General features: G+C 73.8%; 23 protein-coding genes and 1 pseudogene. 16 read left to right on the forward strand and 8 right to left on the reverse strand.

What is annotated here, in order from left to right; genetic code table 11:
• The first annotated feature begins 113 nt into the window (after window positions 1–113).
• From ACFC0B_RS21215 to ACFC0B_RS21235, 5 genes are all read left to right on the forward strand, one after another.
• Window positions 114–452, forward strand: a complete 339-nt coding sequence (locus tag ACFC0B_RS21215; protein WP_376087682.1) for a hypothetical protein — start codon at window positions 114–116, stop codon at window positions 450–452.
• A gap of 150 nt (window positions 453–602) precedes the next feature.
• Window positions 603–2276 carry a beta-N-acetylhexosaminidase gene (locus tag ACFC0B_RS21220; RefSeq protein WP_376087685.1) on the forward strand — a complete coding sequence of 558 codons (1674 nt, stop codon included), beginning with the start codon at window positions 603–605 and terminating at the stop codon, window positions 2274–2276.
• 84 nt (window positions 2277–2360) lie between these two features.
• Window positions 2361–3437, forward strand: a complete 1077-nt coding sequence (locus ACFC0B_RS21225; protein WP_376087688.1) for a class I SAM-dependent methyltransferase — start codon at window positions 2361–2363, stop codon at window positions 3435–3437.
• Window positions 3438–3518: 81 nt separating this feature from the next.
• Window positions 3519–4391, forward strand: a complete 873-nt coding sequence (locus tag ACFC0B_RS21230) for a sulfurtransferase (RefSeq protein ID WP_376087691.1) — start codon at window positions 3519–3521, stop codon at window positions 4389–4391.
• 201 nt (window positions 4392–4592) lie between these two features.
• Window positions 4593–6128, forward strand: coding sequence for a M1 family metallopeptidase (locus ACFC0B_RS21235; RefSeq protein WP_376087694.1), 1536 nt, complete (start codon window positions 4593–4595; stop codon window positions 6126–6128).
• A 79-nt stretch (window positions 6129–6207) separates the two neighbouring features.
• Here the strand turns inward: ACFC0B_RS21235 and ACFC0B_RS21240 are convergent, their stop codons facing one another.
• Together ACFC0B_RS21240 and ACFC0B_RS21245 are read right to left on the reverse strand one after the other, a co-directional pair.
• Complete coding sequence (locus ACFC0B_RS21240) at window positions 6208–7638, reverse strand: condensation domain-containing protein (RefSeq protein ID WP_376087697.1); 1431 nt, start codon at window positions 7636–7638, stop codon at window positions 6208–6210.
• Window positions 7639–7752: 114 nt separating this feature from the next.
• Window positions 7753–9195: a GH1 family beta-glucosidase gene (locus ACFC0B_RS21245; RefSeq protein WP_376087700.1), complete on the reverse strand. Its 1443-nt coding sequence runs from the start codon at window positions 9193–9195 to the stop codon at window positions 7753–7755.
• 339 nt (window positions 9196–9534) lie between these two features.
• Here ACFC0B_RS21245 and ACFC0B_RS21250 point away from each other — a divergent pair, with 339 nt between their 5' ends.
• Window positions 9535–11421 (forward strand): flavin monoamine oxidase family protein, encoded by a 1887-nt coding sequence (locus ACFC0B_RS21250; protein ID WP_376088148.1) that lies wholly within the window; start codon window positions 9535–9537, stop codon window positions 11419–11421.
• Between the two features lie 87 nt (window positions 11422–11508).
• Here the strand turns inward: ACFC0B_RS21250 and ACFC0B_RS21255 are convergent, their stop codons facing one another.
• The gene (locus ACFC0B_RS21255) at window positions 11509–12321 is read right to left on the reverse strand and encodes a class I SAM-dependent methyltransferase (RefSeq protein ID WP_376087703.1); all 813 of its coding nucleotides are present in this window, start codon (window positions 12319–12321) and stop codon (window positions 11509–11511) included.
• Between the two features lie 345 nt (window positions 12322–12666).
• On the opposite strand from ACFC0B_RS21255, the gene ACFC0B_RS21260 reads away from it, so the two are divergent.
• From ACFC0B_RS21260 to ACFC0B_RS21270, 3 genes are all read left to right on the forward strand, one after another.
• A complete protein-coding gene (locus ACFC0B_RS21260) occupies window positions 12667–13185 on the forward strand; it encodes a DinB family protein (RefSeq protein WP_376087706.1) in 519 nt (172 codons plus the stop codon).
• Between the two features lie 52 nt (window positions 13186–13237).
• Window positions 13238–13543 (forward strand): hypothetical protein, encoded by a 306-nt coding sequence (locus ACFC0B_RS21265; RefSeq protein ID WP_376087709.1) that lies wholly within the window; start codon window positions 13238–13240, stop codon window positions 13541–13543.
• Window positions 13544–13703: 160 nt separating this feature from the next.
• On the forward strand, window positions 13704–16259 hold the full coding sequence (locus ACFC0B_RS21270) for an AAA family ATPase (protein WP_376087712.1): 2556 nt from the start codon (window positions 13704–13706) through the stop codon (window positions 16257–16259).
• An 11-nt stretch (window positions 16260–16270) separates the two neighbouring features.
• Here the strand turns inward: ACFC0B_RS21270 and ACFC0B_RS21275 are convergent, their stop codons facing one another.
• The 4 genes and pseudogenes from ACFC0B_RS21275 to ACFC0B_RS21290 form a co-directional block, all read right to left on the reverse strand.
• On the reverse strand, window positions 16271–17026 hold the full coding sequence (locus tag ACFC0B_RS21275) for a hypothetical protein (protein ID WP_376087715.1): 756 nt from the start codon (window positions 17024–17026) through the stop codon (window positions 16271–16273).
• A gap of 286 nt (window positions 17027–17312) precedes the next feature.
• On the reverse strand, window positions 17313–17672 hold the full coding sequence (locus ACFC0B_RS21280) for a hypothetical protein (RefSeq protein WP_376087718.1): 360 nt from the start codon (window positions 17670–17672) through the stop codon (window positions 17313–17315).
• Window positions 17673–17675: 3 nt separating this feature from the next.
• Window positions 17676–18674 (reverse strand): transcriptional regulator, encoded by a 999-nt coding sequence (locus tag ACFC0B_RS21285; RefSeq protein WP_376088151.1) that lies wholly within the window; start codon window positions 18672–18674, stop codon window positions 17676–17678.
• 87 nt (window positions 18675–18761) lie between these two features.
• Window positions 18762–18944, reverse strand: a pseudogene (locus tag ACFC0B_RS21290) (helix-turn-helix transcriptional regulator); the annotation flags it as partial.
• Between the two features lie 436 nt (window positions 18945–19380).
• On the opposite strand from ACFC0B_RS21290, the gene ACFC0B_RS21295 reads away from it, so the two are divergent.
• The 7 genes from ACFC0B_RS21295 (at window position 19381) to ACFC0B_RS21325 (ending at window position 22479) form a co-directional block, all read left to right on the forward strand.
• Complete coding sequence (locus tag ACFC0B_RS21295) at window positions 19381–19548, forward strand: hypothetical protein (protein ID WP_376087721.1); 168 nt, start codon at window positions 19381–19383, stop codon at window positions 19546–19548.
• A complete protein-coding gene (locus ACFC0B_RS21300; protein ID WP_376087724.1) occupies window positions 19545–19790 on the forward strand; it encodes a hypothetical protein in 246 nt (81 codons plus the stop codon). Before ACFC0B_RS21295 ends, ACFC0B_RS21300 begins: the two co-directional genes overlap by 4 nt.
• 4 nt (window positions 19791–19794) lie before the next feature.
• Window positions 19795–19944: a hypothetical protein gene (locus ACFC0B_RS21305; RefSeq protein ID WP_376087727.1), complete on the forward strand. Its 150-nt coding sequence runs from the start codon at window positions 19795–19797 to the stop codon at window positions 19942–19944.
• Between the two features lie 138 nt (window positions 19945–20082).
• Entirely contained in the window at window positions 20083–20508 is a 426-nt protein-coding gene (locus tag ACFC0B_RS21310; protein WP_376087730.1) for a hypothetical protein, read from the forward strand.
• Window positions 20509–20591: 83 nt separating this feature from the next.
• Window positions 20592–21161 (forward strand): hypothetical protein, encoded by a 570-nt coding sequence (locus ACFC0B_RS21315; protein WP_376087733.1) that lies wholly within the window; start codon window positions 20592–20594, stop codon window positions 21159–21161.
• Window positions 21125–21967 carry a hypothetical protein gene (locus ACFC0B_RS21320; protein WP_376087736.1) on the forward strand — a complete coding sequence of 281 codons (843 nt, stop codon included), beginning with the start codon at window positions 21125–21127 and terminating at the stop codon, window positions 21965–21967. The genes ACFC0B_RS21315 and ACFC0B_RS21320 overlap by 37 nt, the downstream gene beginning before the upstream one ends.
• Complete coding sequence (locus tag ACFC0B_RS21325) at window positions 21964–22479, forward strand: GNAT family N-acetyltransferase (protein WP_376087739.1); 516 nt, start codon at window positions 21964–21966, stop codon at window positions 22477–22479. Before ACFC0B_RS21320 ends, ACFC0B_RS21325 begins: the two co-directional genes overlap by 4 nt.
• Window positions 22480–22956: 477 nt before the next feature.
• On the opposite strand, the gene ACFC0B_RS21330 is transcribed toward ACFC0B_RS21325, so the two are convergent.
• On the reverse strand, window positions 22957–23925 hold the full coding sequence (locus ACFC0B_RS21330) for a DMT family transporter (protein WP_376087742.1): 969 nt from the start codon (window positions 23923–23925) through the stop codon (window positions 22957–22959).
• Window positions 23926–24204 lie beyond the last annotated feature (279 nt).

Consider the following 24204-nt stretch of genomic DNA (forward strand, 5'->3'; position numbering starts at 1 on the left):
CCACTCGAAAGGATGGCTGAGCAGAATCGTTTCCCCGATTTTTGGGCCTCTAGGGTGATCTCGCACCAATTCCCCAGGTACCACCCGAGTACCGCCTGAAAGGGCCACCCGCCATGCGTCTGCCCATGCGTCTGCGCAACGCCGTGTTCGCCGCCACCAGTGCGATCGCGCTCGTCCTCGCCGTCCCGGTCTCCGCCAACGCCGCCGACGGCGAATTCCGCTACAAGTACGGCTCCGACTTCACGGGCGCGCTGATCGACCCGAAGGGCAGCACGTGCGTCGACCTGCCGGAGGCCACCGACGCGGAACCGGCGTTCGCACCGTCGAACCAGACCCGTTCGACCGCCACCGTCTTCCGTGACTTCGGCTGCGCGGGCGACACGTACTTCGTGCTGCGGCCGGGCGGGCGCGCCGGCGACCGGCTGCTGGTCCGCTCGGTGGTCTTCTCCTGAGCCGGCCGGGCGGCCGGGGCCCCGCCGGGCGCACCCGTACGAAGCGAATTCGTACGAAGCGCGGGACACGGCGGCAATTGGTTGAGACCATTCCGGTGAACCGGCCGTGAACGGCGGCCGGCGGAGTCCGTGACGCCACCGGGAGCGGCCGTGCAGATCCGAATCGCCGGGCTCTCCGCCCGGACCCGCAGAGCGCTGGTGCTCGCTGCCGTCCTGCTGCTCGCGGCGGTCGGCTTCGGCGTCCAGCGGGCGATCGGCGGAGAGGACGGCCACCCCGGCGGGGCCGTCGCCGTACCCGCCGGCCCGCGCACCGCGGACCGGATCATCCCGGTCCCGCTCTCCGTCGCCGCCGGCTCCGGTCCCGGCTACCGGCTCACCGGAAGCACCGTCGTGCGGACCGTCCCCGGGGTGGAGGCCGTCGAGCGGCAGGCCGGAGAGGTCCGGCGGATCGCCGAGCAGCTCGCCGGGGCGCTGCGCCGCCCGACCGGGCTGCCGCTCCCGGTGGCGGCCGACGCCGGTCCGGCGGGCGCCGGGGGCATCAGCCTGCTGCTCGACCCCGCGCTCCCCGAGGCGACCGGCACCGAGGGCTACCGGCTGACCGCCGACGCCACCGGCGTGCGGATCACCGCCCGCGCCCCCGAGGGCCTGTTCCGGGGCACCCAGACCCTCCGGCAGCTGCTGCCGCCGCAGATCGAGAGCCCGCACCCGGTCGCCGCCGGGCCGGAGTGGACGGTCGCCCCGGTCACCGTCGAGGACCGCCCGCGCTACGGCTACCGGGGCGCGATGCTCGACGTCGCCCGCCACTTCTTCACCCCGGACGAGGTCAAGGGGTTCATCGACCGCCTCGCCCTGTACAAGCTCAACCACCTGCACCTGCACCTGAGCGACGACCAGGGCTGGCGGATCGAGGTCCCGGCCCGGCCGGCGCTGACGAGGACCGGCGCGGTCAGCGAGGTCGACGGCACGCCCGGCGGGTTCTACACGGCCGCCGACTACCAGGAGATCGTCCGCTACGCGCAGGAGCGGTACCTGACCGTCGTCCCCGAGATCGACCTGCCCGGCCACAGCAACGCGATCCTCGCCTCCTACCCCGAGCTGGACTGCACCGGGAGCGCCCGGCCCTGGCCGTACACCGGGATCGAGGTCGGCTTCTCGACGCTCTGCCCGACCGGCGACGAGGTCTTCGCCTTCACCCGGGACGTGGTCACCGAGCTGGCCCGGCTCACCCCGGGGCCGTACCTGCACCTCGGCGGCGACGAGGTGAAGAAGATGGCCCCGGCCGAGTACGCGGAGTTCGTGAAGCGGGTGAACGAGCAGGTGATCGCGGCCGGGAAGACCCCGGTCGGCTGGAACCAGACCGCCCCGGGCGGGGTCGGGGTGCTGCAGTTCTGGGACGGCCGGGGCGGGCGCGACGTCGAGCTGAAGGAGGCCGCCGAGCGCGGCGCCAAGGTGATCATGTCGCCGTCCGGCCGCAGCTACCTGGACATGAAGTACGAGTCCGGCTACCCGCTCGGCCTGGTCTGGGCCGGCACCATCGACGTCCGGACCGCGTACTCCTGGGATCCGGACACCCTGGTGCCGCTGCCCGCCGGCTCCGTGCTCGGCGTCGAGGCGCCGCTGTGGACGGAGACCCTGGACACCCCGGAGGAGCTCGACCTCATGCTGCTGCCCCGGCTGCCCGCGCTCGCCGAACTGGGCTGGTCGGCCAGGGAGAGCCACTCCTGGGAGCGGTTCAGGACCCGCCTGGCCGAGGAGGGCGCCCGCTGGGAGGCCGCCGGGTTCCGCTACGAGAGGCGGAGCGAGGTTCCCTGGCCGGCCCGGTAGGCGAGCGGTGGGGGATCGTCCGGGGGCGGCGTAGCGTGACGAGGGGAGGGTTCGCGCAGGTCCCGAGACGGCGCAGGAGGAACGATGTCCGAACGGGAACCGGACCCGGCGAGGCAGCAGGAGTTCGCGGGTCGTGTGGTGCAGGTGCTCAATGACGCCTGCCTGGGATTCATGGCCGGGATCGGCCACCGGACCGGCCTCTTCGACACCATGGCCGGTCTCGCACCGTCGACCAGCGAGGAGGTCGCCCGCGCCGCCGGGCTGGACGAGCGCTACGTCCGCGAGTGGCTCGGCGCCATGGTGGTCGGCGGGTTCGTCGAGTACGAGCCGCGGCAGGGCACCTACCGGCTGCCGCCCGAGCACGCGGCGTCACTGACCCGGGCCGCCGGGCCGGACAACCTGGCCGGGATGATGCAGTACCTGGCCCTGATGGGCGAGGTCGAGGAGCGGATCGTCGAGGCGTTCCGCAAGGGCGGCGGGCTGCCCTACTCGGCCTACCCGCGGTTCCAGGCGCTGCAGGGCGAGGAGACCGCCGCCCTCTACGACCTGGCGCTGGTGGACGTCGTCGTGCCGCTGGTGCCGGGGCTCACCGAGCGGCTGCGGGAGGGGATCGACGCGGTCGACATCGGCACCGGGCAGGGCCACGCCGTCAACGTGCTGGCCAAGGCCTTCCCGGCCAGCCGGTTCACCGGCCTGGACATCTCCGAGCAGGGCATCGGCGCGGCCAAGGCCGAGGCCGCCGCGCACGGCCTGGACAACACCCGCTTCGAGCTGGGCGACTCGGCCGAGCTGACCGGCGCGTACGACCTGGTCACCGCCTTCGACGTGGTCCACGACCTGGCCCGGCCGGACCGCGCGCTGCGGGCCGTCGCGGCCGTGCTGCGGCCCGGCGGCGTCTTCCTGATGGGCGACATCGCGGCCAGCAGCCGGCTGGAGGAGAACATCGACCACCCGCTCGCCCCGGCGCTGTACACCTTCTCGACCTTCTACTGCATGACGGTCTCGCTCGGCGAGGGCGGCGCCGGTCTCGGCACCGTCTGGGGCGAGCAGACCGCCCGCCGGATGCTGGCGGAGGCGGGCTTCGGCTCGGTGGAGGTCGAGCGGATCGAGGGCGACCCGCTCAACCAGTACTACGTGGCCCGGCTGCCCACGGCCGCGTAGCGGGCCCGGCGGGGTCCGGGTGGCCGGGGGCGGGGGTGCGGACGTAGGTTCGAAGGGTCCCCGCGTGAAGGGAGGGCGGCGATGACCGGCAACGGCTACGCACACCCCGAGGCGCTGGTCGGCACCGAATGGCTGGCCCACCACCTGGACGACGGCACGCTCCGGGTCGTCGAGGTGGACGAGGACACCGCGGCCTACGCCCGCGGCCACCTGCCCGGCGCGGTCGGCTGGGACTGGACCGCCGACCTGCACAGCCCGGTCGGCCGCGACTACGCCGACCGCGCGGGCGTCGAGCACCTGCTGCGCGCCGCCGGGGTCGAGGACGACACCACCGTGGTGCTGTACGGCGGCAACGACAACTGGTTCGCCGCCTACGCCTACTGGCTGCTGCGGCTGCGCGGCTTCGGCCCGGTGCGGCTGCTGGACGGCGGGCGCAAGAAGTGGGAGCTGGAGGGGCGCGAGCTGACCGAGGAGGTCATGGACTACCAGCACAGCGCCTACCGGCCGGCCGGGCCGGAGCACCCCGAGGTGCGGGCGCTGCGGGACGAGGTGCTGGCCAAGGCGGAGGTCTTCGCCAAGCCGGGGTCGGACGCGGTGCTGGTGGACGTCCGCTCGCCCGCCGAGTACCGGGGCGAGGCGCTGGCCCCGCCGCACCTGCCGCAGGAGCAGGCGCAGGTGCCCGGCCACATTCCCGGCGCGGTCAACATCCCCTGGTCCCGGGCGGCCAACGAGGACGGCACCTTCCGCTCGGCGGAGGAGCTGCGGGCGCTGTACGGCGGGGAGGGCGTCGAGCCGGAGCGCGAGGTGATCGCCTACTGCCGGATCGGGGAGCGCTCGGCGCACACCTGGTTCGCGCTGACCGAGCTGCTCGGGTACCCGCACGTCAAGAACTACGACGGCTCGTGGACCGAGTACGGCTCGCTGGTGCGGGCGCCGGTGGCCCTGGGGGCGTAGCGCGCGGGGCGCGGGGCCGTGTTCTTCCATACGGTGAATGAGGGATCGTCGGAAGTTCATGACGGTCCGTCACCGGCCGGAAGCGGCACCATGTCGGCCTGTATCTTCTTATGAACATCTCATTGTTCAGGCGTAGGCCGGGGGCCGTTGGGACAAGGATCGATCCGACCCGTTGTCCCAGTGACCCTGTGGAGGACCACCGTGCGCAAGAGGCTGATCGTCTCTGCCGCCGCCGGCGCGCTCGCCCTGCTCCTGTCCGTCCCCGCCTCCGCCGCCCAGGCCGGCCCGGGCGCCGCGGGCATCGGCGATCCCTACTACCCCTTCGCCGGTAACGGCGGCTACGACGTCTCGCACTACGACATCCGGCTGAAGTACCAGCCCGCCACCGACGAGCTGGAGGGCACCACCACCATCCTGGCCACCGCCACCCAGGACCTCACCCGCTTCAACCTGGACTTCGTGCTCCAGGTCAAGGAGGTGCTGGTCAACGGGCGCGCCGCGTCGGTCGCCATCTCCCGCGAGCAGGAGCTGGAGGTCACCCCGGCCCGGACGATCGCCAAGGGCAGCCCGATCACCGTCGTCGTCCGCTACGCCGACAAGCCCGGCGAGGTCGAGCGCGGCGGCTACTCCGCCTGGCTCCGCACCCCCGACGGCGGCGTGGCCGCCAACGAGCCCGAGGGCGCCGCCTGGTGGTACCCGAGCAACGACCACCCCACCGACAAGGCGACCTTCGACGTCTCGGTGCTGGTGCCCAACGGCACCGAGGTGATCAGCAACGGCACCCGGACCACCAGCCAGCGCCCCGGCTGGACCCGCTACAACTACCGGCAGACCAAGCCGCAGGCCACCTACCTGGCCACGCTGGCGATCGGCAAGTTCGACGTCCGCCAGGACACCACCCCGGGCGGGCTGCCCGTCATCACCGCCTACAGCCCCGACCTCGGCGTCAACGCCGGTGCGGCGCGGGCCAGCGTCGAGCGCACCGGCGAGCTGACCGACTGGCTGAGCACCGTCTTCGGCGCCTACCCGTTCGACACGGTCGGCGGCTACGTGCCCAACGTGCCGACCGGGTACGCGCTGGAGACCCAGGGGCAGATCTTCTACAGCCCGGCGCAGTTCGCCCGCGGCGCCAACACCTCCGTCGTGGTGCACGAGTTGGCCCACCAGTGGTACGGCGACAGCGTCTCCGTGCAGCGCTGGAGCGACATCTGGCTGAACGAGGGCTTCGCCCGGTACGCGCAGTGGCTCTGGTCGGAGCACGAGAACGAGGGCACGGCCCAGGAGCTGGCCGACTTCTTCTACGACTACTACCCGGCCGCCGACGCCTTCTGGTCGATCAAGCCGGGCGACCCGGGCGCGGACCACCAGTTCTCCGGTGCCGTCTACGACCGGGGCGCGATCGCCCTGCAGGCGCTGCGCAACACCGTCGGGGACGGCACCTTCTTCAAGATCCTCAAGGGCTGGGCGGCCGAGCACAAGTTCGGGAACGCCACCGTCCAGCAGTTCCAGGCGTACGCCGAGCAGATCGCCGGCCGGCCGCTGGCCTCGCTCTTCAACACCTGGCTGTTCACCGTGGGCAGGCCGGCGGCGGGGTCGGACGGCATCGGGGCCCCGGCCCCGGCCGCGGCGAGCCTCGCGCCGGGCGCCACGGCGGGCGACGCGGCGGGCGCGCGGCCGGAGCCGAAGTCCTGGAAGAAGATCCAGGAGACCAACAGCGTTCACGAGCACACGCGCTGACGATCCATCATGCGGCAAGGCCGGGGCCCGGCCGTCCGGACGTGAGCGGACGGGCGGGCCCCGGTGTGTCCGGTGCTCTTCAGGACCGGACGGCGTTCTCCTCGGTGAGCACCAACTCCTCGATGCCGTACAGGAAGCGCTCCATCGTGGGCCGGGGGAGCACCTCCGGGTCGGCGGTCATGGCGAGTTGCAGGGCGGTGGGGGTGCGCAGGGCGTCCAGGGCGTAGGTCAGCCCGGGGCGCGGGTCGAAGTCGACGGGCCAGTCGAGCGTGGTGCGCCCGTCCTCGCCGCCGGTCGGCGCGGGCCGCGCGGCCAGGCCGCTCGGGAGCAGTTCGCGGGTGTCGTTGAAGACGCAGGAGCGGTCGGCGAGCGGGACCCGCTCGGCGGTGAGGCGCGCGACCTCCGCGTCCAGCAGCCGCCGGTCGTAGTAGGCGTGCCGGTAGGCGGCGATCGACGCCGCGTGGGTGCGGCGCACCACCTCGCCGAACTCGCCGTCGGCGTCGGGGAGGTGGAGCAGGGCGTCGCCGGCGACCACGCTGACGGCGTCGGTCAGGCCGGACAGGAAGCGGTTGTTGACCACCACCTGGAGCACCGCGTCCGAGCGGCCGGCCAGCCGGGCCGTCATCGCGGCGGCGGCCGCGAGCAGGACGGTGGAGGAGCCGGTCCGGTGTGCGGCGGCGACGGTGTCGACCGCCCGCAGCAGCGCGGGCGAGCTGAGCACGGCGTTCGGGAACCGCTCGGTGGGCCCGGTCCCGGCCCGGTCCCGGGCGCCGTTCGGCGGGAAGAGCCGGGGCGGGGCGGACCGCAGCTTGCGCAGGGTGTGCGCACGGGCGTTGGCGTCGCGCTTCAGGCCGCGCTCCGAGGTCTGGAACGCGGCCTCCTCCAGGGGCTGCTGGGGTGAGCGGGCGGCCCGGAGGTCCTTCGGGTCGGCGCCCACGGCCAGTTCGCTGAGGTCGCGGACCAGCAGGCCCATGCCGGTGCCGTCCACCGCGGTGTGGGACAGCACCAGGGTGATGTGCCGCACCAGGCCGTCGGCGACCACCACGCCGACCCGGATCGGCCACTCGGTGGCGCAGTCGAACGGTCGGCCGGCCAGCTCCTCGTGCAGCGCGCCGCCGACGGCGCCGAGTTCGTCCCGCCCGGTGTCCGGCGGGCAGTCGCGGACGTGGACCGTCAGGCGGCCGGACGGGTCGACCCGCTGGCGCAGCCGGGTGCCGTCCGGGCTGTCCGTGTCGTTCGTGCCGTCCGTGTCGTCCGTGTCGTCCGGTTCCGGCAGCAGCCGGGTGTGCAGGGAGTCGTGCAGGTGGAGCAGGTGCCCGAGGGCGTCCAGGACGGCCGGCAGCGGCATGCCCGGGTCCAGCGGGGCGGCGGTGCCGATGTTGAAGCGGGGGCGGTCGGCGGGCGCGGAGCGGTTGACGACGTCCCAGATGGCGCGCTGGCCCCAGGTGGCGGGTCCGCTGCCGGATCGGCCGTCGGCGAAGGGGATCTCCAGTTGTCGACTCGTAGTCACCGTGGTGGTTCTCCGATGTACTGGTTCGGACGCGGCGGTTGGTGCGGATGGGTGCGGTGGGAGCCGTCCTGGAGAGTCTGCTGCACCGCCCGGACGCCCGTCGAGACCCGGGCCCTATACCGTTCCCGGCGGGTGGAGGGTGCCGGTCCGGGCGACCCGGGAGTACCAGCGGGCGCTGGACTTCGGGGTGCGGGCGAGGGTGCGGTGGTCGACGTGGACCAGGCCGAAGCGCTTGGCGTAGCCGTACGCCCATTCGAAGTTGTCCAGCAGCGACCAGAGGAAGTAGCCGCGCACATCGGCGCCGTCGGCGGCGGCCCGGTGCAGGGCGGCGAGGTGCGCGTGCACGTAGGCGCTGCGGTCGGGGTCGTCGACGGTGCCGTCCGGGCCGGGCTCGTCGGGGTAGGCCGCGCCGTTCTCGGTGACCATGAGCGGCAGTCCCGGGTGGCTGCGGGCGAGCGCGGTGAGCAGTTCGTACAGGCCGGAGGCGTCGACGGCCCAGTCCATCGCGGTGCGCTCGCCCGGGGCCCGGTGGAAGCCGACCCGGTCGGCGCCCGGCCAGGGGGAGGCGCCGCCCGCGCCGTGGCCGTCCTCGCGGGCCGGGTCGGCGCCCTCGGGTGCGGCGGAGACCACGCTGGGGGTGTAGTAGTTGACGCCCAGCCAGTCCAGCGGCTGGTGGATCGCGGCCGTGTCCTCGGGGCGGACGAAGGACCAGTCGGTGAGGTGCGCGGTGTCCGCGAACAGGTCCTCGGGGTAGCGGCCGTCCAGCATCGGGCCGAGGAAGACCCGGTTGCCGACCGCGTCGATCCGGCGCACGGCGTCCCGGTCGGCGGCGGACCCGGTGAGCGGGCGCAGCGCGTGCAGGTTGAGCGACACCGACACCCGGGCGTCGGCGGGCAGCACCGAGCGCAGCGCCGAGACGGCCAGGCCGTGGCCGAGGTTGAGGTGGTGGGCGGCGCGCAGGGCGGCCACCGGATCGGTCCGGCCGGGGGCGTGCACGCCGGAGCCGTAGCCGAGGAAGGCGCTGCACCAGGGCTCGTTGAGGGTGGTCCACTGGGTGACGCGGTCGCCGAGCGCCTCGCCGGCGAGGGCCGCGTAGGCGGCGAAGTGCTCGGCGGTGCGGCGCTCGGGCCAGCCGCCGGCCTCCTCCAGCTCCTGGGGGAGGTCCCAGTGGTAGAGCGTGGCGACGGGCGTGATCCCGGCGGCGAGCAGCTCGTCGGCGAGGCGGCGGTAGAAGTCCAGCCCGCGCCCGGAGGCGGGGCCGCGGCCGGTGGGCCGGACCCGCGGCCAGGCGATCGAGAACCGGTAGGCGGTGAGGCCGAGTTCGGCCATCAGCCGGACGTCCTCGCGGAAGCGGTGGTAGTGGTCGACGGCCACGTCGCCGGTGTCGCCCCGGTGGACCTTGCCGGGCGTCCGGCAGAAGGCGTCCCAGATCGACGGGGTGCGGCCGTCCTCGGCGGCGGCGCCCTCGATCTGGTAGGCGGAGGTGGCGGCGCCCCAGTGGAAGCCGGCCGGGAAGCGGAGTGCCGCGGTGGCGGCACCGGAGTCGGGTGGGGTCATGGTGGTCCTCCGAACCGGGGGAGAGGGGACGGGGTCGGTCGCCGACCGCGCCGGCGGTGCTGCCGCCCAGGAGGTGTCTGCCCGGCGGGACGGCCGCCGGCACGGGGGAGTCGGGGGAAGACCGTCCCGCCGGGGCGTCAATGAGACGCGGACTGACAAATCAGATCGAGTGGTTGATCTTCTCGTCCGGGTGATGTCGGTTCCGTACCGTCCCGTATGCGCCAAGAGTGGTGCGCCATGACCACTTTGGACGCACACGCCGTCGACACACCATCCACCGCGACGACCGCCGAGGGCGGGGCGCCGCCCGCCGGGCCCTCGCGGCGCACCCTCGTCACGATGACCGGGGCCTCGGTGCTCGCCGCCGGGCTCACCACCGCCTCCGCCGCGCCCGCGACCGCGCTCGCCCCGGCCGTCGCCCCGGCCGTGGTGCCCCCGGGCACCGACGAGCAGGCCTTCACCACGGTGGCCCGCGCGATCGCCGTCTACGACGAGCACGACCGGCCGCTCGTCCCCGGCTATCTGAAGATCGTCCGCGACGGCCTGCCGGCCGCGCGGGCGCGGGCGACCAAGCGGGTCCTGGTCGTCGGCGCCGGACCGGCCGGGCTGCTCGCCGCGGACCTGCTCAACCGGGCGGGCCACGACATCACCGTGATCGAGGCCAACGGCAACCGGGCCGGCGGCCGGATCAAGACCTTCCGCAAGGGCGGCCACGAGAACGGCCAGCAGCCGTTCGCCGACCCGGAGCAGTACGCCGAGGCCGGCGCGATGCGGCTGCCCGAGAGCCACCCGCTGGTGATGGCGCTGCTCGACAAGTACGACCTGCCGCGGCAGGAGTTCCTGCTGGTGGACGTGGAGGTGGAGAACCCGTCGGTCCGGGCCAACCGGGCCTGGATCCACGTCAACGGCCTGCACGTCCGCAAGGCCGACTACGAGGCCGATCCGGCGGAGGTCAACGGGAGCTTCGGCGTCACCGGCCCCGACCGCGACCGGACCGCCGCCGCCATCTACGCCGCGGCGCTGGAACCCGCGCTCGCGCTGGTCCGCGGCAAGGAGGGCGCGGCCCTGGTCGAGGGCTGGTCCACCGTCCTGCGGCGCTACGGCCACTGGTCGATGTACCGCTACCTCACCGAGGAGGCCGGTCTGGACACCAGGACCGTCGACCTCGTCGGCACCGTCCAGAACGTCACCTCCCGGCTGCACCTCTCCTTCGTGCACTGCTTCCTGTCCGCCGCGCTGATCGACCCGAGGACGAAGTTCTGGGAGATCAAGGGCGGCACGGCCCGGCTCGTCGACGCCCTCTACGCGGCCGTCAAGGGCAAGGTCCGCTTCGACCGGCGGGCGGTGCGGATCGACCGGGAGGGCGGCAAGGTCCGGGTGCACACCGTCTCCGAGGACGGCCAGAGCGGCAGGGGCGGGGCCACCGAGGTCTTCGAGGGCGACGAGGCGATCATCACCGTCCCGTTCGCCGGGCTGCGGCACGTGGCCTTCGAGCCGCCGCTCGGCTACGGCAAGCGGCGGGCGGTCACCGAGCTGCACTACGACGCCGCGACCAAGGTGCTGCTGGAGTTCTCCCGCCGCTGGTGGGAGTTCACCGAGGAGGACTGGAAGGCCGCGCTGGACGGCATCGAGGCCGGGCTCTACGAGCGCTACCGGTCGGGCCGGGTCGACGACGGCCGCCACCTCGGCGCGCACGACTCCGTGCGGCGGCTCGGGGTGAGCGTCCCGGAGGACCTCAGGACGTGCTTCGCGGGCTTCCGCCCCTCCGGCGGCGACCCGGCGGCCGCCCACATCCGCGGCGGCGGCTCGGTGAGCGACAACGCCAACCGGTTCGTCTACTTCGAGCACGCCCACCCGATGGAGGGCAGCGACGGCGGCGTGGTGCTCGCCTCCTACAGCTGGTCCGACGACGCGCTCAAGTGGGACGCGTACGCCGACGAGGAGCGCTACCTGCGGGCGCTCGCCGGGGTGCAGGCCGTCTTCGGGCGGCGCTGCGAGGTCTTCTTCACCACCCGGGGCAAGACCCAGTCGTGGATGCGCGACCACTACGCCTACGGCGAGGCCTCGGTGCTGCTCCCCGGCCAGCACACGGAGCTGTTCCCGGACATCCCGGGCTCCGAGGGGCCGCTGCACTTCGCGGGGGACCACACCTCCACCAAGCCGGCCTGGGTCGAGGGCGCGCTCGAATCGGCCGTCCGGACGGCGCTGCTGGTCCACCAGGGCTGACGCGGCCGGGTCCGGGCGATCCCCGTGGCGGGCGGGGATCGCTCCGGGCCGGGCGGTCGGTCCTCCCGGCCGGCTCCGGCCGCCCGGTCAGCGGCGGGTGGCGGTGACGAGGTGGTAGTCGAGCAGGCCGTCGCGCCAGGTGCTGAGGAAGTTGCGGGTCCAGTGGCCGCGCGGGACGGCGCCCTCCAGGAAGCGGTCAAGCCCCGGCCACACGTCCGCCCCGATGGACTCGGTGCCGATGCCGGTGAAGCCGGCGGCCGCGAGGTCGGCGGTGAACGCGCCGAGCGGGTGGGCGACGTCCAGCCCGTTGGCGAAGCTGCCGAGCAGGATGCTCAGCCGCTCGGCGACGTCCGGCCCGTCGGCGCTGAAGAACGTGGTGACCACCAGCCGCCCGCCCGGCCGCAGCACCCGGGCCGCCTCGCGGGCGAACCCGGTCAGCTCGCGGAAGTGCTGCGCCGCCTCGACCGAGTACACGCCGTCCAGCGAGGCGTCCGCGAACGGCAGGTCGTCCGCCGAGCCCAGCGAGTAGCCCAGCCGGTCCGGGAAGGTCGCCAGGGCCTTGGCGTTGACGGCGCGGGCGCGCTCGATCTGGTCCGGGTGGATGTCGACCCCGGTCACCGCCGCGAAGCGGAACTCGCAGAGCGCGAGCGCCGCGCCCAGCCCGCGCCCGCAGCCGACCTCGCCCAGCCGCAGCGACTCCCTCGGCCCGGGGAAGGCCCGCAGCACCCGGCGGTAGAGGTCCTCCTGGCTGCGGACGCGGTCCTCCGGAGTGGGCGCGTCGGTGCGGATGCCGCTCCAGTCACCGAAGTTGATGAATCCGCCGCCGAAGCCGGCGGTCCGTGACAGATCGTCGGCGCCGTAGGTCTGGCGTACCGGTCCGGGGATGCGGTCCTGGCTCATGGCTCGCTCGGGCTCCTCGTGTGTAGTGGCGGCGGCCGCTGGGTGGCGGCGGCGGGCGGGAGCGCCGGTGCTCCGGGCCCCTCGCGGGCGCGCGCCGCAGTACGTACCCAAACACGCCCAACACGGAACTACCCGAAGGAAGTGGTTTCGCGCGACAACCGCAGGCCAATCGGGTTGTGAGTGATACGGGATGATGAGCATGCTTGCCGGTTTCACGTCCGCTCCCGCGCTCCCGCGCCCGGAGGTGCCGCCCCGGCGGGCGGAAAAGATCGGCGGGGCGGACCGCCGCGCTGGAAGACTGGGCGGCGGAACCGTTCGGACCAGGGGAAGACGAGGAGCGCCGGCATGGGGATGGGCACGGGGGACGGGCGGGTCGCGCCGCCGCTGACCGGCGGTGAGCGGGAGACCCTGCGGGCCTACCTGGACTTCCACCGGGAGACGCTGGCGACGAAGTGCGCCGGGCTGACGGACGAGCAGCTGCGGCTGCGGTCGAGCCCGCCGTCGACGCTGACGCTGCTCGGCCTGGTGCGCCACCTGGCCGAGGTCGAACGGACCTGGTTCCGGCGGGTGATCAACGGCGAGGACGTCCCGCTGGTCTGGTCCCCGGAGGGCGACTACCAGGCCGCCTACGACACGACCGGCGCGGACCGGGCGGAGGCCTTCGCGGCCTGGGAGGCGGAGGTGGAGCACGCCCGGCGGATCGAGCGGGAGGCCCCCTCGCTGGACGTCACCGGCTACCAGCCGCGCTGGCAGGCGGACGTCTCGCTGCGGCTGGTGATGCTGCACCTGATCCACGAGTACGCCCGGCACAACGGGCACGCCGACTTCCTGCGCGAGGCGATCGACGGCGCGGTCGGCGCCTGACCGGCGGCGAACCGCCGGCGGGCCCCCGGTCGCCTACAGCACCGTCAAGGGCGTGCTGCTGCGGGTCGGCCCGCGCCCCGGCGATCCGGCCGAGGCCGCGGCGGCGATGACGGCGGACGGCCGGCCGCCCTCCGGCAGGCGCTTCAAGGCCGAGTTCACGGCCCCGGCGCAGGCCACCGCCGGGGAGGTCGCCGCCCTGATCACCACCGAACTCGCGGCGCGTGGGATCAACGGCGACTCCGGCTACGGCCTCGGGCCCGGCCGGGTCACCGCCCGCCGCCTCTCCCCCGGCCTCTCCCACCAGCTCGGCGGCCACGGCTTCTTCCGCACCGCGGGGCTGGGTCTGGAGACCTCCTGAGCGGAGGTGGCGTGTGACGGATGTTCCGACGGTTGGTCATGAGGCCTGCGGGGCGGCGCAGTTCGGGACAACGGGCGCCCACCAGGAAAGGTGTGGACCAATCCAGACATTCCCTATGCTCTCACCCTGATCGACCGATCGGAACGCGGTGGGAGTGGCAGTGCGCATCAATCTGCTCGGACGCTTCGAGCTCCAGGACGACCACGGCAGGGTCCTGCCGCGACCCGGCCCCAAACGGCGCGCGCTGCTCGCCGCGCTCGCCCTGGAGCTCGGCCGGACCGTCCCGGCCGAGCGGCTGGCCGAGCTGCTCTGGGGCGGCACCCCGCCGGCCACCGCCCGCGCCGCCCTCCAGGGCCACGTCACCGGCGTGCGCCGCCTGCTCGCGGCCGCCGCCGACGCCACCCTCCCGGCCGGCTCCATACCCGAGGACCCCGACGGGCTGCACCTGGTCACCCGGGGCGCCGGCTACGCGCTGCTCGGCCACCCCGACGCCGTCGACGCCCACCGCTTCGAGCGGCTCTGCGCCGCCGCCGAGGAGCCCGGCGCCGATACCGCGGGCCTGCTGGGCAGCGCGCTCGCCCTCTGGCGCGGGCCCGCCCTCGACGGGTGCGGCTCCGCGCGGCTCGCCGCCGAGGCCGGACCGCCGCTGACCGCCGCCCGCCGGCGGGCCGCCGAACGGCTCGCCGCCGGCGCGCCCGCCCGGCGCCGCGAACGGCCCGCACCGCCCGCGGACCGGGGCGGCGCGGCGCGGAACGGCGAACTGCCGGACGATCCGGGCGGGTTCGTCGGACGGGCCGGTGAACTCGCCCGCCTCGACGCGGCCGCGGCCGCCGCCGACGGCCGCCCCCTGCTGCTCACCGGACCCGCCGGCGTCGGCAAGACCCGCCTCGCCCGCGCCTGGGCGGAGAGCCGCGCCGACCGCTTCCCCGACGGCCGCCACACCGTCGACCTCCGGGGCGACGACGACACCGCCCCGCTCACCCCCGCCGCCGCGCTGGCCGCGCTGCTCCGCGACCTCGGTGCCGGAGACGGCGCCGGAGACGGGACCGGCGTGGGGACCGGTGGGGGCGGCGGCGCCGACGAGCGCGAACTCCCCGCCGACACTGCCGGCCGCGCCGCCCTGCTGTGCACGGCGACCGCCGACCGCCGGCTGCTGCTCCTGCTCGACAACGCCCGCTCCGCCGAGCAGATCGAACCGCTGCTGCCCGGCCACCCCGAGGTGCTGGTCCTGGTCACCGGCCGCTCCGGGCTCACCACCGACCTGGTCGCCCGGCAGGGAGCCGTCCCGCTGCCGCTCGGCGCCCCCGCCCCCGCCGAGGCGGTCGGCCTGCTCGCCGCCGCGGCCGGCGCCGGGCCGGTCGCCCGGGAACCGGCGGCCGCCGCGCGGCTGACCGCGCTCTGCGACCAACTGCCGCTCGCGGTCGCAGTGGTGGGCGCCCGGCTCGCGGCCGGTGGCGACAGCGCCGCCGCCCTGGTGGAGGAGCTGGCCGAGGAGCGGCGGGCGGGCTCCGCCGCGGTGGCGGCAGCCCTCCGGGTGGGGCTGCGGGCCCTGCCGCCGGAGGCCGGGCGGGTCCTCGCGCTGACCGGCCTGCTCCCCGGCGGGAGCCTGGAGGCGCGGGACCTCGCCGCGCTCGGCGAGGTGCCGGAGCCCCGGGCGCGCGAGCTGCTCGCGGCACTCGTCGCCGCCCGGCTGGTGGAGCCGGCCGGGCCGGGCGGGTTCGAACGGCCCGGCCCGGTCCGCCGGTACGCGGCCGAACTCGCCGCCGGGCTCCCGGCCGGCGAGCGGGCGGCCGCGCTCGGCCGGCTGCTCGGCCGGTGGGCGGACACCGCCGAGGCGGCCTCCGCCGGGTCGCACGAACCGGGGGAGCGGGCCGGCGCCGTGGCGTGGTTCCGCCGGGTGCGGCCCGCCCTGCCGGCCCTGGCCCGCGCCGGTGCCGCGCACGGCCTCGACGCGGCGGTGTGGCGGCTGGCCCACGGCTGCGGGCCGCTGTACTACCACGACGGCGCCCACCCGGACGCGTGGGAGGAACTCGCCCGGGAGGGCCTGGCGGCGGCCGAACGCCTCGGGGACCGGGCCGCCCGGCTCCGGCTGCGGACCGACCTGGGCCTCGCCCTGGTCTCCCGCAAGCGCTTCGCCGAGGCCGCCCGGACCGCCGAGGAGGCCGTCGCCGAGGCCGGGGCCGTCGACGACACCGCCGTCCGCGACCGCTGCCTCACCGCGCTGGCCGGCACCCTCGCGGCGTCCGGCCGCGGCTACGAGGCCATCGCCGTGCTGGAACGCGTGGTCACCTCCTGCGAGACGCGCGGCGACGGCCCGTCGACGGCCCGCGCCCTGGACCACCTCGCCCACTGCCTGCACCGGGTCGGGGAGGCGGAGCGCGGCCTCGCCCACACCGACCGCGCTCTCGACCTCGTCCGCGACCATCCCGACGACCCGCTCCACGGCGCGCTGCGCTTCAGCCGGGCGGAGGCCCTGCGCGTCCTCGGCCGCGCGGAGGAGGCGCTGGCCGCGTCACGCGCGGCACTCGCCGTCGCCGAGGAGCAGGGTGAGACCCGGCTCGCTCTGCTGGCCCTCGATTTCAACGGTGCCGTGCTCGCCGAACTCGACCGTCCCGGGGAAGCCGCCGACTGCTGGCGGCGCGCCCTCGCCCTGCACATCGCCGAGGGCCGTCCCAACCCGGCCCTGGCGCGTCGGTTGGCGGCGTTGGGCGGGTGAGGCGGCGGGTCTCAGCGGTGGCGGGGGAGGGGTGCGGTGAGGACGGCGAGGGCGAGGGTGAGGACGGCGAGGCCGGACCAGGAGACGGCGGGGAGGCGTTCGCCGAGGGCGGTGACGCCCAGGACGGCGGCGACCGCCGGTTCGGCGAGCGTCAGGGCGGTGGCCTTCTCCCGCAGCCGGTCGGCGATGTAGATGCGGTCCTCCTCGCGCAGGTACCGCGACGCGCCACAGGGCGGCAGCACCGGCCTGACCGGTGCTGCCGCCCTGTTCCGACCGGAGACGTTCCGGCCGTTGCGCCATCTCTTGCCCGTACGAAGGTTGATCCCGACGGTCCTGGCGGCCTCGGCATAGCTGACACCCTGCTTCACGAGCCGGAAGTATTCCTCCCGCTCACGCGTCAGCTGCCGACGCCCTTCATCGCGCGACACCCCGGGGGCGATCTCGCGGGTGGCAGCCGCGCGGCCGTCGAGCTTGGCTCGCTGGAAGGCGTACGAGGTGAACTCGGCCCGGTTGTCGGCGTCGGTGTCGCAGGTGTGGAGGGCGCGCCAGAAGCTCAGTCGCATCTCCTGGGCGGTGTGGTGGCTGTCGCCCTCCATCTGATGGGCGCGCTTGCGGGAGACGGACCGGGCGATGTCTTCAAGCCCGTTCAGGATCTCCTCGGTGGCGACGCGGCCCCGGTCGAGCCGGCCCAGGCCGGTCAGGGCAGGAAGGGGCTTGGGGGTCTGGGCCTGGCGGATCAGGGCGGGGGTGATGCAGGGCGAAGACATGGGTTTCTTGGCATGTGCGGGACATGTGGATCGGTGTGTGCCGGGTACGCCGACGCGTGGTCGAGCTGGTCATCGCCGCTGGCTTCCTTCGCCAGGACAAGAACGGCGACATCGTGGCCACCCCCGACGGCCGCGCCATGCGCACCATCTGGCAGCACCACCGCGCCGACCTCGCCGAGCCCTGGCCCGCCCGCGCGGAACCCCAGGCCCTACCCCCGCTGCCCCCACCCCGCCCATCACCTCTCCGACTTTGGGAGAGCGGGCGGGCGGGGCAGGGTCAGGCCGCTCAGGAGTGCGCGCGCTCGATCGCCTCGAAGATGTCCGCGTCAGTCTCCTGTTGCCAGAGCGGGAGGTCGCTCCAGTCGGCGACGTATCCAGGCTTCGGATTCTCGATGTGCTTGTGGATCTGAGCGATCCAGCACGTCGCCACGAACCGGCCTTTCTGTTCCCGAGTGAGCTTCGACGTATTGCCGCCGCTCACGACGATGAAGTCACGGACCTGGCCGTAGACCGCGCTGGCGCACTCCCGCTCCCAATCCGGAGTCTCGTCCCAGGGAGCGACGTAGCCGGCCTTTGGTTCGCCCGGGAAGTGCTTCCGAACACCCTCGATCCACGCATCGCGGAAGATCCGCCCGTCAGACGCCATTCATTACTCCTTCGCCAAGGGGGCACTGTCAAGCGCCGAAATCTGCTGGTGCAGTGCTGAAGCGCGGCCATCGGCCATGAGCGGGACAAGGTGATTCCTGACGCCCTGCATCTTCCTGCTGATGAAGCCCGAGCCGGTTTGGTCCACCAGTTCCAGGGCCTTGCGAGTGTAGTGGCTCGTCTTGTCGAGATCACGGCGCTCGGCACTCAGGGCTGCCAGCTCCGCAAGCACTGCCCCGCGGCGACGTAGCGAGAGCTGTTGCGAGAGCGCGGCTGTCAACGCTTGCTCCGCCAAATCCGGACGGCCGAGCGCGAGATAGCAGGTCCCGCGTTCCTCGGCGAGACGCGAACCGTCGAATCGGAGCCAGCCGCCGTTATGGAGCTCTCCCGACAAGCTGTGTACTCGCTCGGCGTCGTCGAGGGCGCGCTTGGTGGCGTCGAGATCGCCGAGCCCGGCATGAACTTCCGCCTGGACCGCTGCCACCCAGTATCGGGTCGACAGCTGACTGTCTCCTCGTTCGGCGATTCGAGAGGCCGCTGCAAGTATCGGAGCAGCGAGGGTGAAACGCCTCTCGTAGAGCTCCACAAAGGCGTGCCTGGTCAGTGCGCAGGCCCACATGTCGAAAGCGCCGGCCTCGCGGCTGGCGCTGGCGGCCAGGGTGTAGCAGTGTGCTGCGTCTGTGTACCGGTTGGCATCGAAAAAGATCTCGCCGGCCAGCTGATACAGGTCTCCAACCAGCGCACAGAGCTGCCGATGAGAGGTATCGCTCCGGCTCTCTCCCAGCCCCTTGGCCAGGAGACCTAGTTGGTGCCTGACCATTGGGTACACGGCTTGTTTGGAGTCAGAGAGTACGAACACCTTCCAGAGGTGCGAGTTGAGCTCCGGCCCGGCTTCGGCCAGGGACGCAGTCGTTCCGGGCCGAGACGAGGGCCCTTCAGAGCCCGGCAGTGCAATGAGCGCACCAGTCACGGCGAGCAGACTCAGGACATCGCGGCGCTTCATGTCGTCAGTATCACCAAGAGGCGGGGCAGCGGCGTAGACCACCGAACAGTCAGGGGCTGTCACCTCTGGTGTGAGGAGGTCCGCCAGCCCCTCAGGGGTGACCTTGAGGGCCGTTGCCATCTTGGGGTGTACGTACCCCTGGGGGTCGTTCCTGCCGGCCTCCCAGCGGGTGACTGTGGAGACCGCCACTCCCAGTGCCTCGGCGAACGCTTCCTGACTGTAGCCCAGGGCTTTGCGGCGCTGCGCGAGTCGCGTCCTTCTCGGAGCCACAACGGCCTCCGCTCGGATCGAAGGCCCAGGTCAGGCCGGACAGTGCCTTGATTATGCCTGATAGGTGCTCACCTTCTGCTCTGGTTCGGTACAACTCCCGGGTCGTTCACTGGATTCATCTATTCCAGGCGGCGAAGGAAGGCAGAGCGATGGCGAGACGCACCGCCCCACTGGTGTACCGCGAGATCGTGACCAGACCCTCGAAGTCTGAGTCTCACGGGCCTCCCCGTGACTGGAACCCGCTGGACGACTACCGAGCGGCCAACGCGGCCGGTCAAGCCCCGTCCGTCGGAACGCTGCTCCAGATCGCCGCCGTGCGCTCGACCTGCTCCTGCCGGGAGTGTACGGCTCGTCGCACCGATCTGCCGGCCCGATCGGCCTGACGGGCATCGGCTCAACCACCCTCGTGTCCACGACTCGATGGAGAGGCGCAACTGTGAACAGTGTGATCCAGGGCGACCCGGTCCGGCACCGCACGGAGGGCTGGACGGGCACCGTCGCGGAGACCCCGAGCAAGCTCGCCAACCACGCTTGGGTGAACCGGACCAGCTCCGACCCCTACCCGGAGCTGGTTCTCCTGGAGGACTTGGAGCTGGCGGATTGAGCACCCTGCCGACCATCCGGGTTGCTGAAGACGGGACCATCGCCGACCGCCCCGACGGCTACCGCAACGGGACCTGTTGGGCCTGCCGGCGGGAGACCCTGGTCTGCGCGGGCGCTCTGCTCCAGGTCTCCGGCGACACCCGGAGCACCTGCCACATGACCTGCGCTGACTGCATCGCCCGAGCCCGGACGCCCCTCCGCCGGGCCGCCCTGCGGCCCGCGCGCGCCAAGCGGCCGGGGTAGGCCTGTGGACGACGGCCAGGACGACTACCGAGAGGCGGCCGAACGCTTCGCTCGCGGGGCTCCCACCCCTCGCTCGGTCGCCGTCGCCTACACCCTCGCGCTGTTCGCGCTGATAGCGCTGGCAACGGCGCTGATCGCCTCCAGCCGCTTCTGACCCCCAACCGCGCCGTCGGGCGCCCCATGAGCCCCCGGTTCGACGGAATGGGCCCTCCACCGAACCCGGGCCGCACCACCACCCACCACTGCTCGCCCACTCCCGGGCGAGCAGTGGCCAACCCGATTGGAGAGGCACATGAGCACCACCACCCTCAAGCCCAGCGTCGAGCTGGACGAGCTGGGCAAGTTCTTCACGATCGCCGCGCGCCGGATCGACGCGGGTCAGACCGCGCCGCAGATGTTCTCCGCCGCCGTCGACTCCGCGTGGCACGCCCTCCTCGCGGACCCGGCCGCGCACGAGGCGTTCACCCTCCGGCACGCCGGCAGCAAGCTGACCCACGTCGAGATGACGGGCTCCGGGCCCATCTCCTGGGTGGCCGCGTACGAGGAGGCGTACGGTCCCCTGCCGGAGATCTGGTTCACCAACGTCGACGGCACCGTGAACACCGAAGCCCTCACGCAGTACCGCGAGACCGGAACCGTCACCGCCGAGTGGGACTGCGGCCCCAATCCCGGCCCCGGCGACGGCGACGACCTGGCCCCGGCGTCGTCCTACCTGTGATCACCGCACCGTTCGACGGAGCGTCCCGGCCGACCACCGGGGCGCTCCGCCTCACCGAGGCCCGGACGGAGAACCCCGCCAGCGTGGACGTGGACGACTATCTCACCGGGCTCTACCAGCACTGTCCGTTCCTGCGCCCCTCCACCCGACGGGGCATGACCGGATGGACCGTGTACGAGATCACTCCGGGCAGCCACCGGTACGCCGTGGAGGCCGAGTTGTTCTACGCCGGGGTCCAGGCCGCGGAATGGGTCCGGCCGCTGATGGGCCGACCGTACGGTGTTCTCGCGTGCGAGAACGTGGTGCTGCTCGGGCGCTGCGAAGGCGCGGACCACCGCGAACTGCTGACCTGGCCGCACTGGGCGCTGAAGAACCTGTACGCCCCGGTCGGGATCATGTTCGGCAAGTTCGCCCAGGGCGCCGTCGAGACCGGTCGGCGCGGGCAGAGCATCCCGCCGCCGCCGTTCTCGTTCCTCCCGGTACGGGCGGGCGTGCGGCCGTTGGACCCGAAGTTCTTGGAGACCACGCCCGACCTCGCGACGGCGCTGTCCGTGGCAGTCGATGACGGTCGGGACGTCTTCGAGCACATCCCTTGCGAGTGGAAGGCAGTACGAGAATGGGCGAGTTCACTTCCGTTGCCGCAGCCGCGCTGAAGGCCGCGGAGGCAGCCTGCGGACCGGTCGAGCTGGAGGAGATCAGCGACCGGCGGGGCTCGGCGGTCTGGAAGGCCAGCGGTCCGCGCGGGGCGGTGAGCATCAAGCTCGGCACCGGCGAGGCCGCCGAGGTCACCGCCCGCGAAGCCTCCGTGCTGGACCAGCTCCCCGGCTACACCGTAACCGCCGGCCGCTTCGACCACGGCGTCTGGTACGTCACCCCGTGGCTGGCCGGACCGTCCACCTGGGACGTCTTCCGGCCCCTGTGCAAGAAGGACGAGGGCAGGGACGACGCCCTGGCCGCCGCGGTCGACCTGTGTCGCGCCGTGGCCGACCTGCACCACGCCGGGTGGGTGCACGGGGACCTCCAACCGCAGCACGGCATCCACACCGAGCACGGCGTCCGGCTCCTCGACTTCGCCTGGTCCCGGCGACTCGGCGAGACCCCCTGGTCGAGGTTCGACGGCACGATGATCCACCTCACTTCGCCCGAACTGGCCGCCCGGATCATCAACGGCCCCCAGCCCGTCCGAACGACCCAGCCCGCCGACGTCTACGCCCTCGCCGCAACCCTGTGGACCTGTGCCACCGGTGCCTGGCCATTGGACTACGAGGCCGGCGGATTCGCCGAGGACGCCCCGGTGGAGGCGAAACGCAAGGCCATCGCCCACCGTGCCGTCCCGATGTCCACCGCCACGCCCTGGCCTGCCCTCCAGGCCCGGCTGCGCTACGTCCTGCTGGCCGCCCCCGACGACCGGCCCACCGCCACCGAACTCGTCAAGCTCATCGAAGCGGTGGACGGGTGATCGAGCTACGGGAGCTGGTTCCCTGCGACGCCGAGGCCCTGCTGCGGATCTACAGCGCGGAGGCGACCGAGTACTTGGGCCGGGCACCGATGGATCCCGCCGAAGCCCGCTACTACGCCCAAAGCGCCGCCGCCCACGCAGCCCAGGATCCCCGCACGCTGTACATGCTCGGCCTCGTCGTGGACGCCGACCTCCTGGGCATCGTCAAGCTGCACTGTGACCGCCCCGCCGCCGCCATCAGCTACGTCCTGCGCCCCGACGCCTGGGGCCGGGGCTACGCCACCGAAGGGGTTCACAAGATCCTCGCCCTGGCGTTCGGCCGCCTCGGCCTGCCGGAGGTCCACGCCAAGCACCACCCTGACAACCCGGCCTCCGGACGCGTCCTCCTCAAAGCGGGATTCGTCCCGACCGGGGAGCACACCGAATGCCTGACGTACGTCGTCCGGCCCTCGCGAACGGTCGGCGGCTCCCTTCTCGAACCCGCACTCCCGACCCGCAGGGACACCCCATGAGTGACAGCTCCGGCCCCGGCGGCTTCGACCCCCGAGGGTGGGCCTGCCCCCGTTTTGTGACGACCCCCGCAGTCACGAAACGGGGGCGTTCTCCACGTCACAAGGAGTAGCCATGTAGGCCACCACCGAACCAGGCCGGCGGGCCGTGATCCGAGCCCTCGCGCGGCACTCGCTGTCGCCGAGGAGCAGGGTGAGACCCGGCTCGCTCTGCTGGCCCTCGATTTCAACGGTGCCGTGCTCGCCGAACTCGACCGTCCCGGGGAAGCCGCCGACTGCTGGCGGCGCGCCCTCGCCCTGCACACCGCCGAGGGCCGTCCCAACCCGGCCTTGGCGCGTCGGTTGGCGGCGTTGGGCGGGTGAGGGCTGCCGGGCCGGGCCGGGAGAGGCGGGGGCGTTCGCCGGGGGCCGCGCCGATCGGCCACGGTGCGCCGGCCGGCGGCGCTCGGCGGGTGGGGCGGCCGGTCTCGGCGGCGGGCCTCAGCGGCGGCGGGGGAGGGGGGCGGTGAGGACGGCGAGGGCGAGGGTGAGGACGGCGAGGCCGGACCAGGAGGCGGCGGGGAGGCGTTCGCCGAGGGCGGTGACGCCCAGGACGGCGGCGACCGCCGGTTCGGCGAGCGTCAGGGCGGTGGCCGTCTGGGCGGAGGTGTGGCGCAGGCCGCGGCCGAAGAGGCGGTAGGCGAGGAAGGTGGTGACCACGCCCAGGTGCAGCACCACGAGCAGTCCGCGCGGCGCGGCCAGCCAGTGGGGGTCGCCGATCAGCAGGACGGGCAGGACCAGGACGGCGGCCGCGCCGAACATCGCGCCCATCACCCCGGCGGACGGATGGCCCCGGGCGATGAGCCGGCCGCCGACGAGCGAGTAGGCCGCGTAGGAGAGTCCGGCGAGGGCCGCCAGCAGGACGCCGGCGAGGTCCGTCGGGGTGGCGCCGCCGCCGAGTCGGGGGCCGAGCACCAGCAGGGCGCAGCCGAGCACGGCCGTCGCCGTGGCGCACGCCCAGCGGGCGGTGGGCCGGGGGCCGCCGGTCAGCCAGGCCAGCAGGCCGGTGAGGACCGGAGCGCTGCCCAGGGCGATCACGGTGGCCACCGCCACCCCCGTCCGGGCCACGGCGGGGTAGAAGGTGAGCGGGTATCCGGCCACCGCGAGCGCGCCCAGGAGCAGCAGCCGCCGTTCGCGGGGCGTGCACGTGCGGGGCAGGGAGTGGGCGGTGCGGTCGGACAGCAGGAGCAGCAGCCCGCCGAGCACCAGCCCGGCGCAGCCGATGGCGGCGGCCGGGGCGCCGGCGGGGGCGAGCGAGCCGGCGGTGCCGGTGGTGCCCCAGAGCACGGCGGCGGCGAGGACCGGCAGGGGGCCGGCGAGGGCCCCGGGGCGGCGGGCCCCCACGGCGGGGGACGCGGGCGCGGGCGCGCAGACGGACGGGGACGCGGGCGTGGAGGCGCGGTTCGGCACAGTCGTGGACTTCCGTTGTCGAATTCCGGGATTCCGGCAGGCGGACTGGATTCGGAACGGGCGCACGGCACGGACCCCCGGCGCCCTTGCGGGCCGGCCGGGGTCGCGGGATCAGGACTGCCGGTGTGTGCGCCCGGTCAGGCGGACAGCGGTGGCAGCACGACGTGCCAGTACGAGGTCATGCGGCGATGCTACCGCCCGCCGCCGACGGCCCGGCCGGGGCCCGCGGTGAACGCGGCACGGGCCGGCAGCCGTACTCGTCACCGTGACGGTGATGAC

The organism is Kitasatospora sp. NPDC056184, assembly GCF_042268405.1.
Lineage (GTDB): Bacteria > Actinomycetota > Actinomycetes > Streptomycetales > Streptomycetaceae > Kitasatospora.

Excerpts from the sequence above, each read along its gene's own strand:
- ACFC0B_RS21215 (WP_376087682.1), top strand. The coding sequence starts at position 114 with ATGCGTCTGCCCATGCGTCTGCGCAACGCCGTGTTCGCCGCCACCAGT.
- ACFC0B_RS21225 (WP_376087688.1), top strand. The coding sequence starts at position 2,361 with ATGTCCGAACGGGAACCGGACCCGGCGAGGCAGCAGGAGTTCGCGGGT.
- ACFC0B_RS21230 (WP_376087691.1), top strand. The coding sequence starts at position 3,519 with ATGACCGGCAACGGCTACGCACACCCCGAGGCGCTGGTCGGCACCGAA.
- ACFC0B_RS21245 (WP_376087700.1), bottom strand. The coding sequence starts at position 9,195 with ATGACCCCACCCGACTCCGGTGCCGCCACCGCGGCACTCCGCTTCCCG.
- ACFC0B_RS21250 (WP_376088148.1), top strand. The coding sequence starts at position 9,535 with ATGACCGGGGCCTCGGTGCTCGCCGCCGGGCTCACCACCGCCTCCGCC.
- ACFC0B_RS21255 (WP_376087703.1), bottom strand. The coding sequence starts at position 12,321 with ATGAGCCAGGACCGCATCCCCGGACCGGTACGCCAGACCTACGGCGCC.
- ACFC0B_RS21260 (WP_376087706.1), top strand. The coding sequence starts at position 12,667 with ATGGGGATGGGCACGGGGGACGGGCGGGTCGCGCCGCCGCTGACCGGC.
- ACFC0B_RS21275 (WP_376087715.1), bottom strand. The coding sequence starts at position 17,026 with ATGTCTTCGCCCTGCATCACCCCCGCCCTGATCCGCCAGGCCCAGACC.
- ACFC0B_RS21280 (WP_376087718.1), bottom strand. The coding sequence starts at position 17,672 with ATGGCGTCTGACGGGCGGATCTTCCGCGATGCGTGGATCGAGGGTGTT.
- ACFC0B_RS21285 (WP_376088151.1), bottom strand. The coding sequence starts at position 18,674 with ATGAAGCGCCGCGATGTCCTGAGTCTGCTCGCCGTGACTGGTGCGCTC.
- ACFC0B_RS21310 (WP_376087730.1), top strand. The coding sequence starts at position 20,083 with ATGAGCACCACCACCCTCAAGCCCAGCGTCGAGCTGGACGAGCTGGGC.
- ACFC0B_RS21320 (WP_376087736.1), top strand. The coding sequence starts at position 21,125 with ATGGGCGAGTTCACTTCCGTTGCCGCAGCCGCGCTGAAGGCCGCGGAG.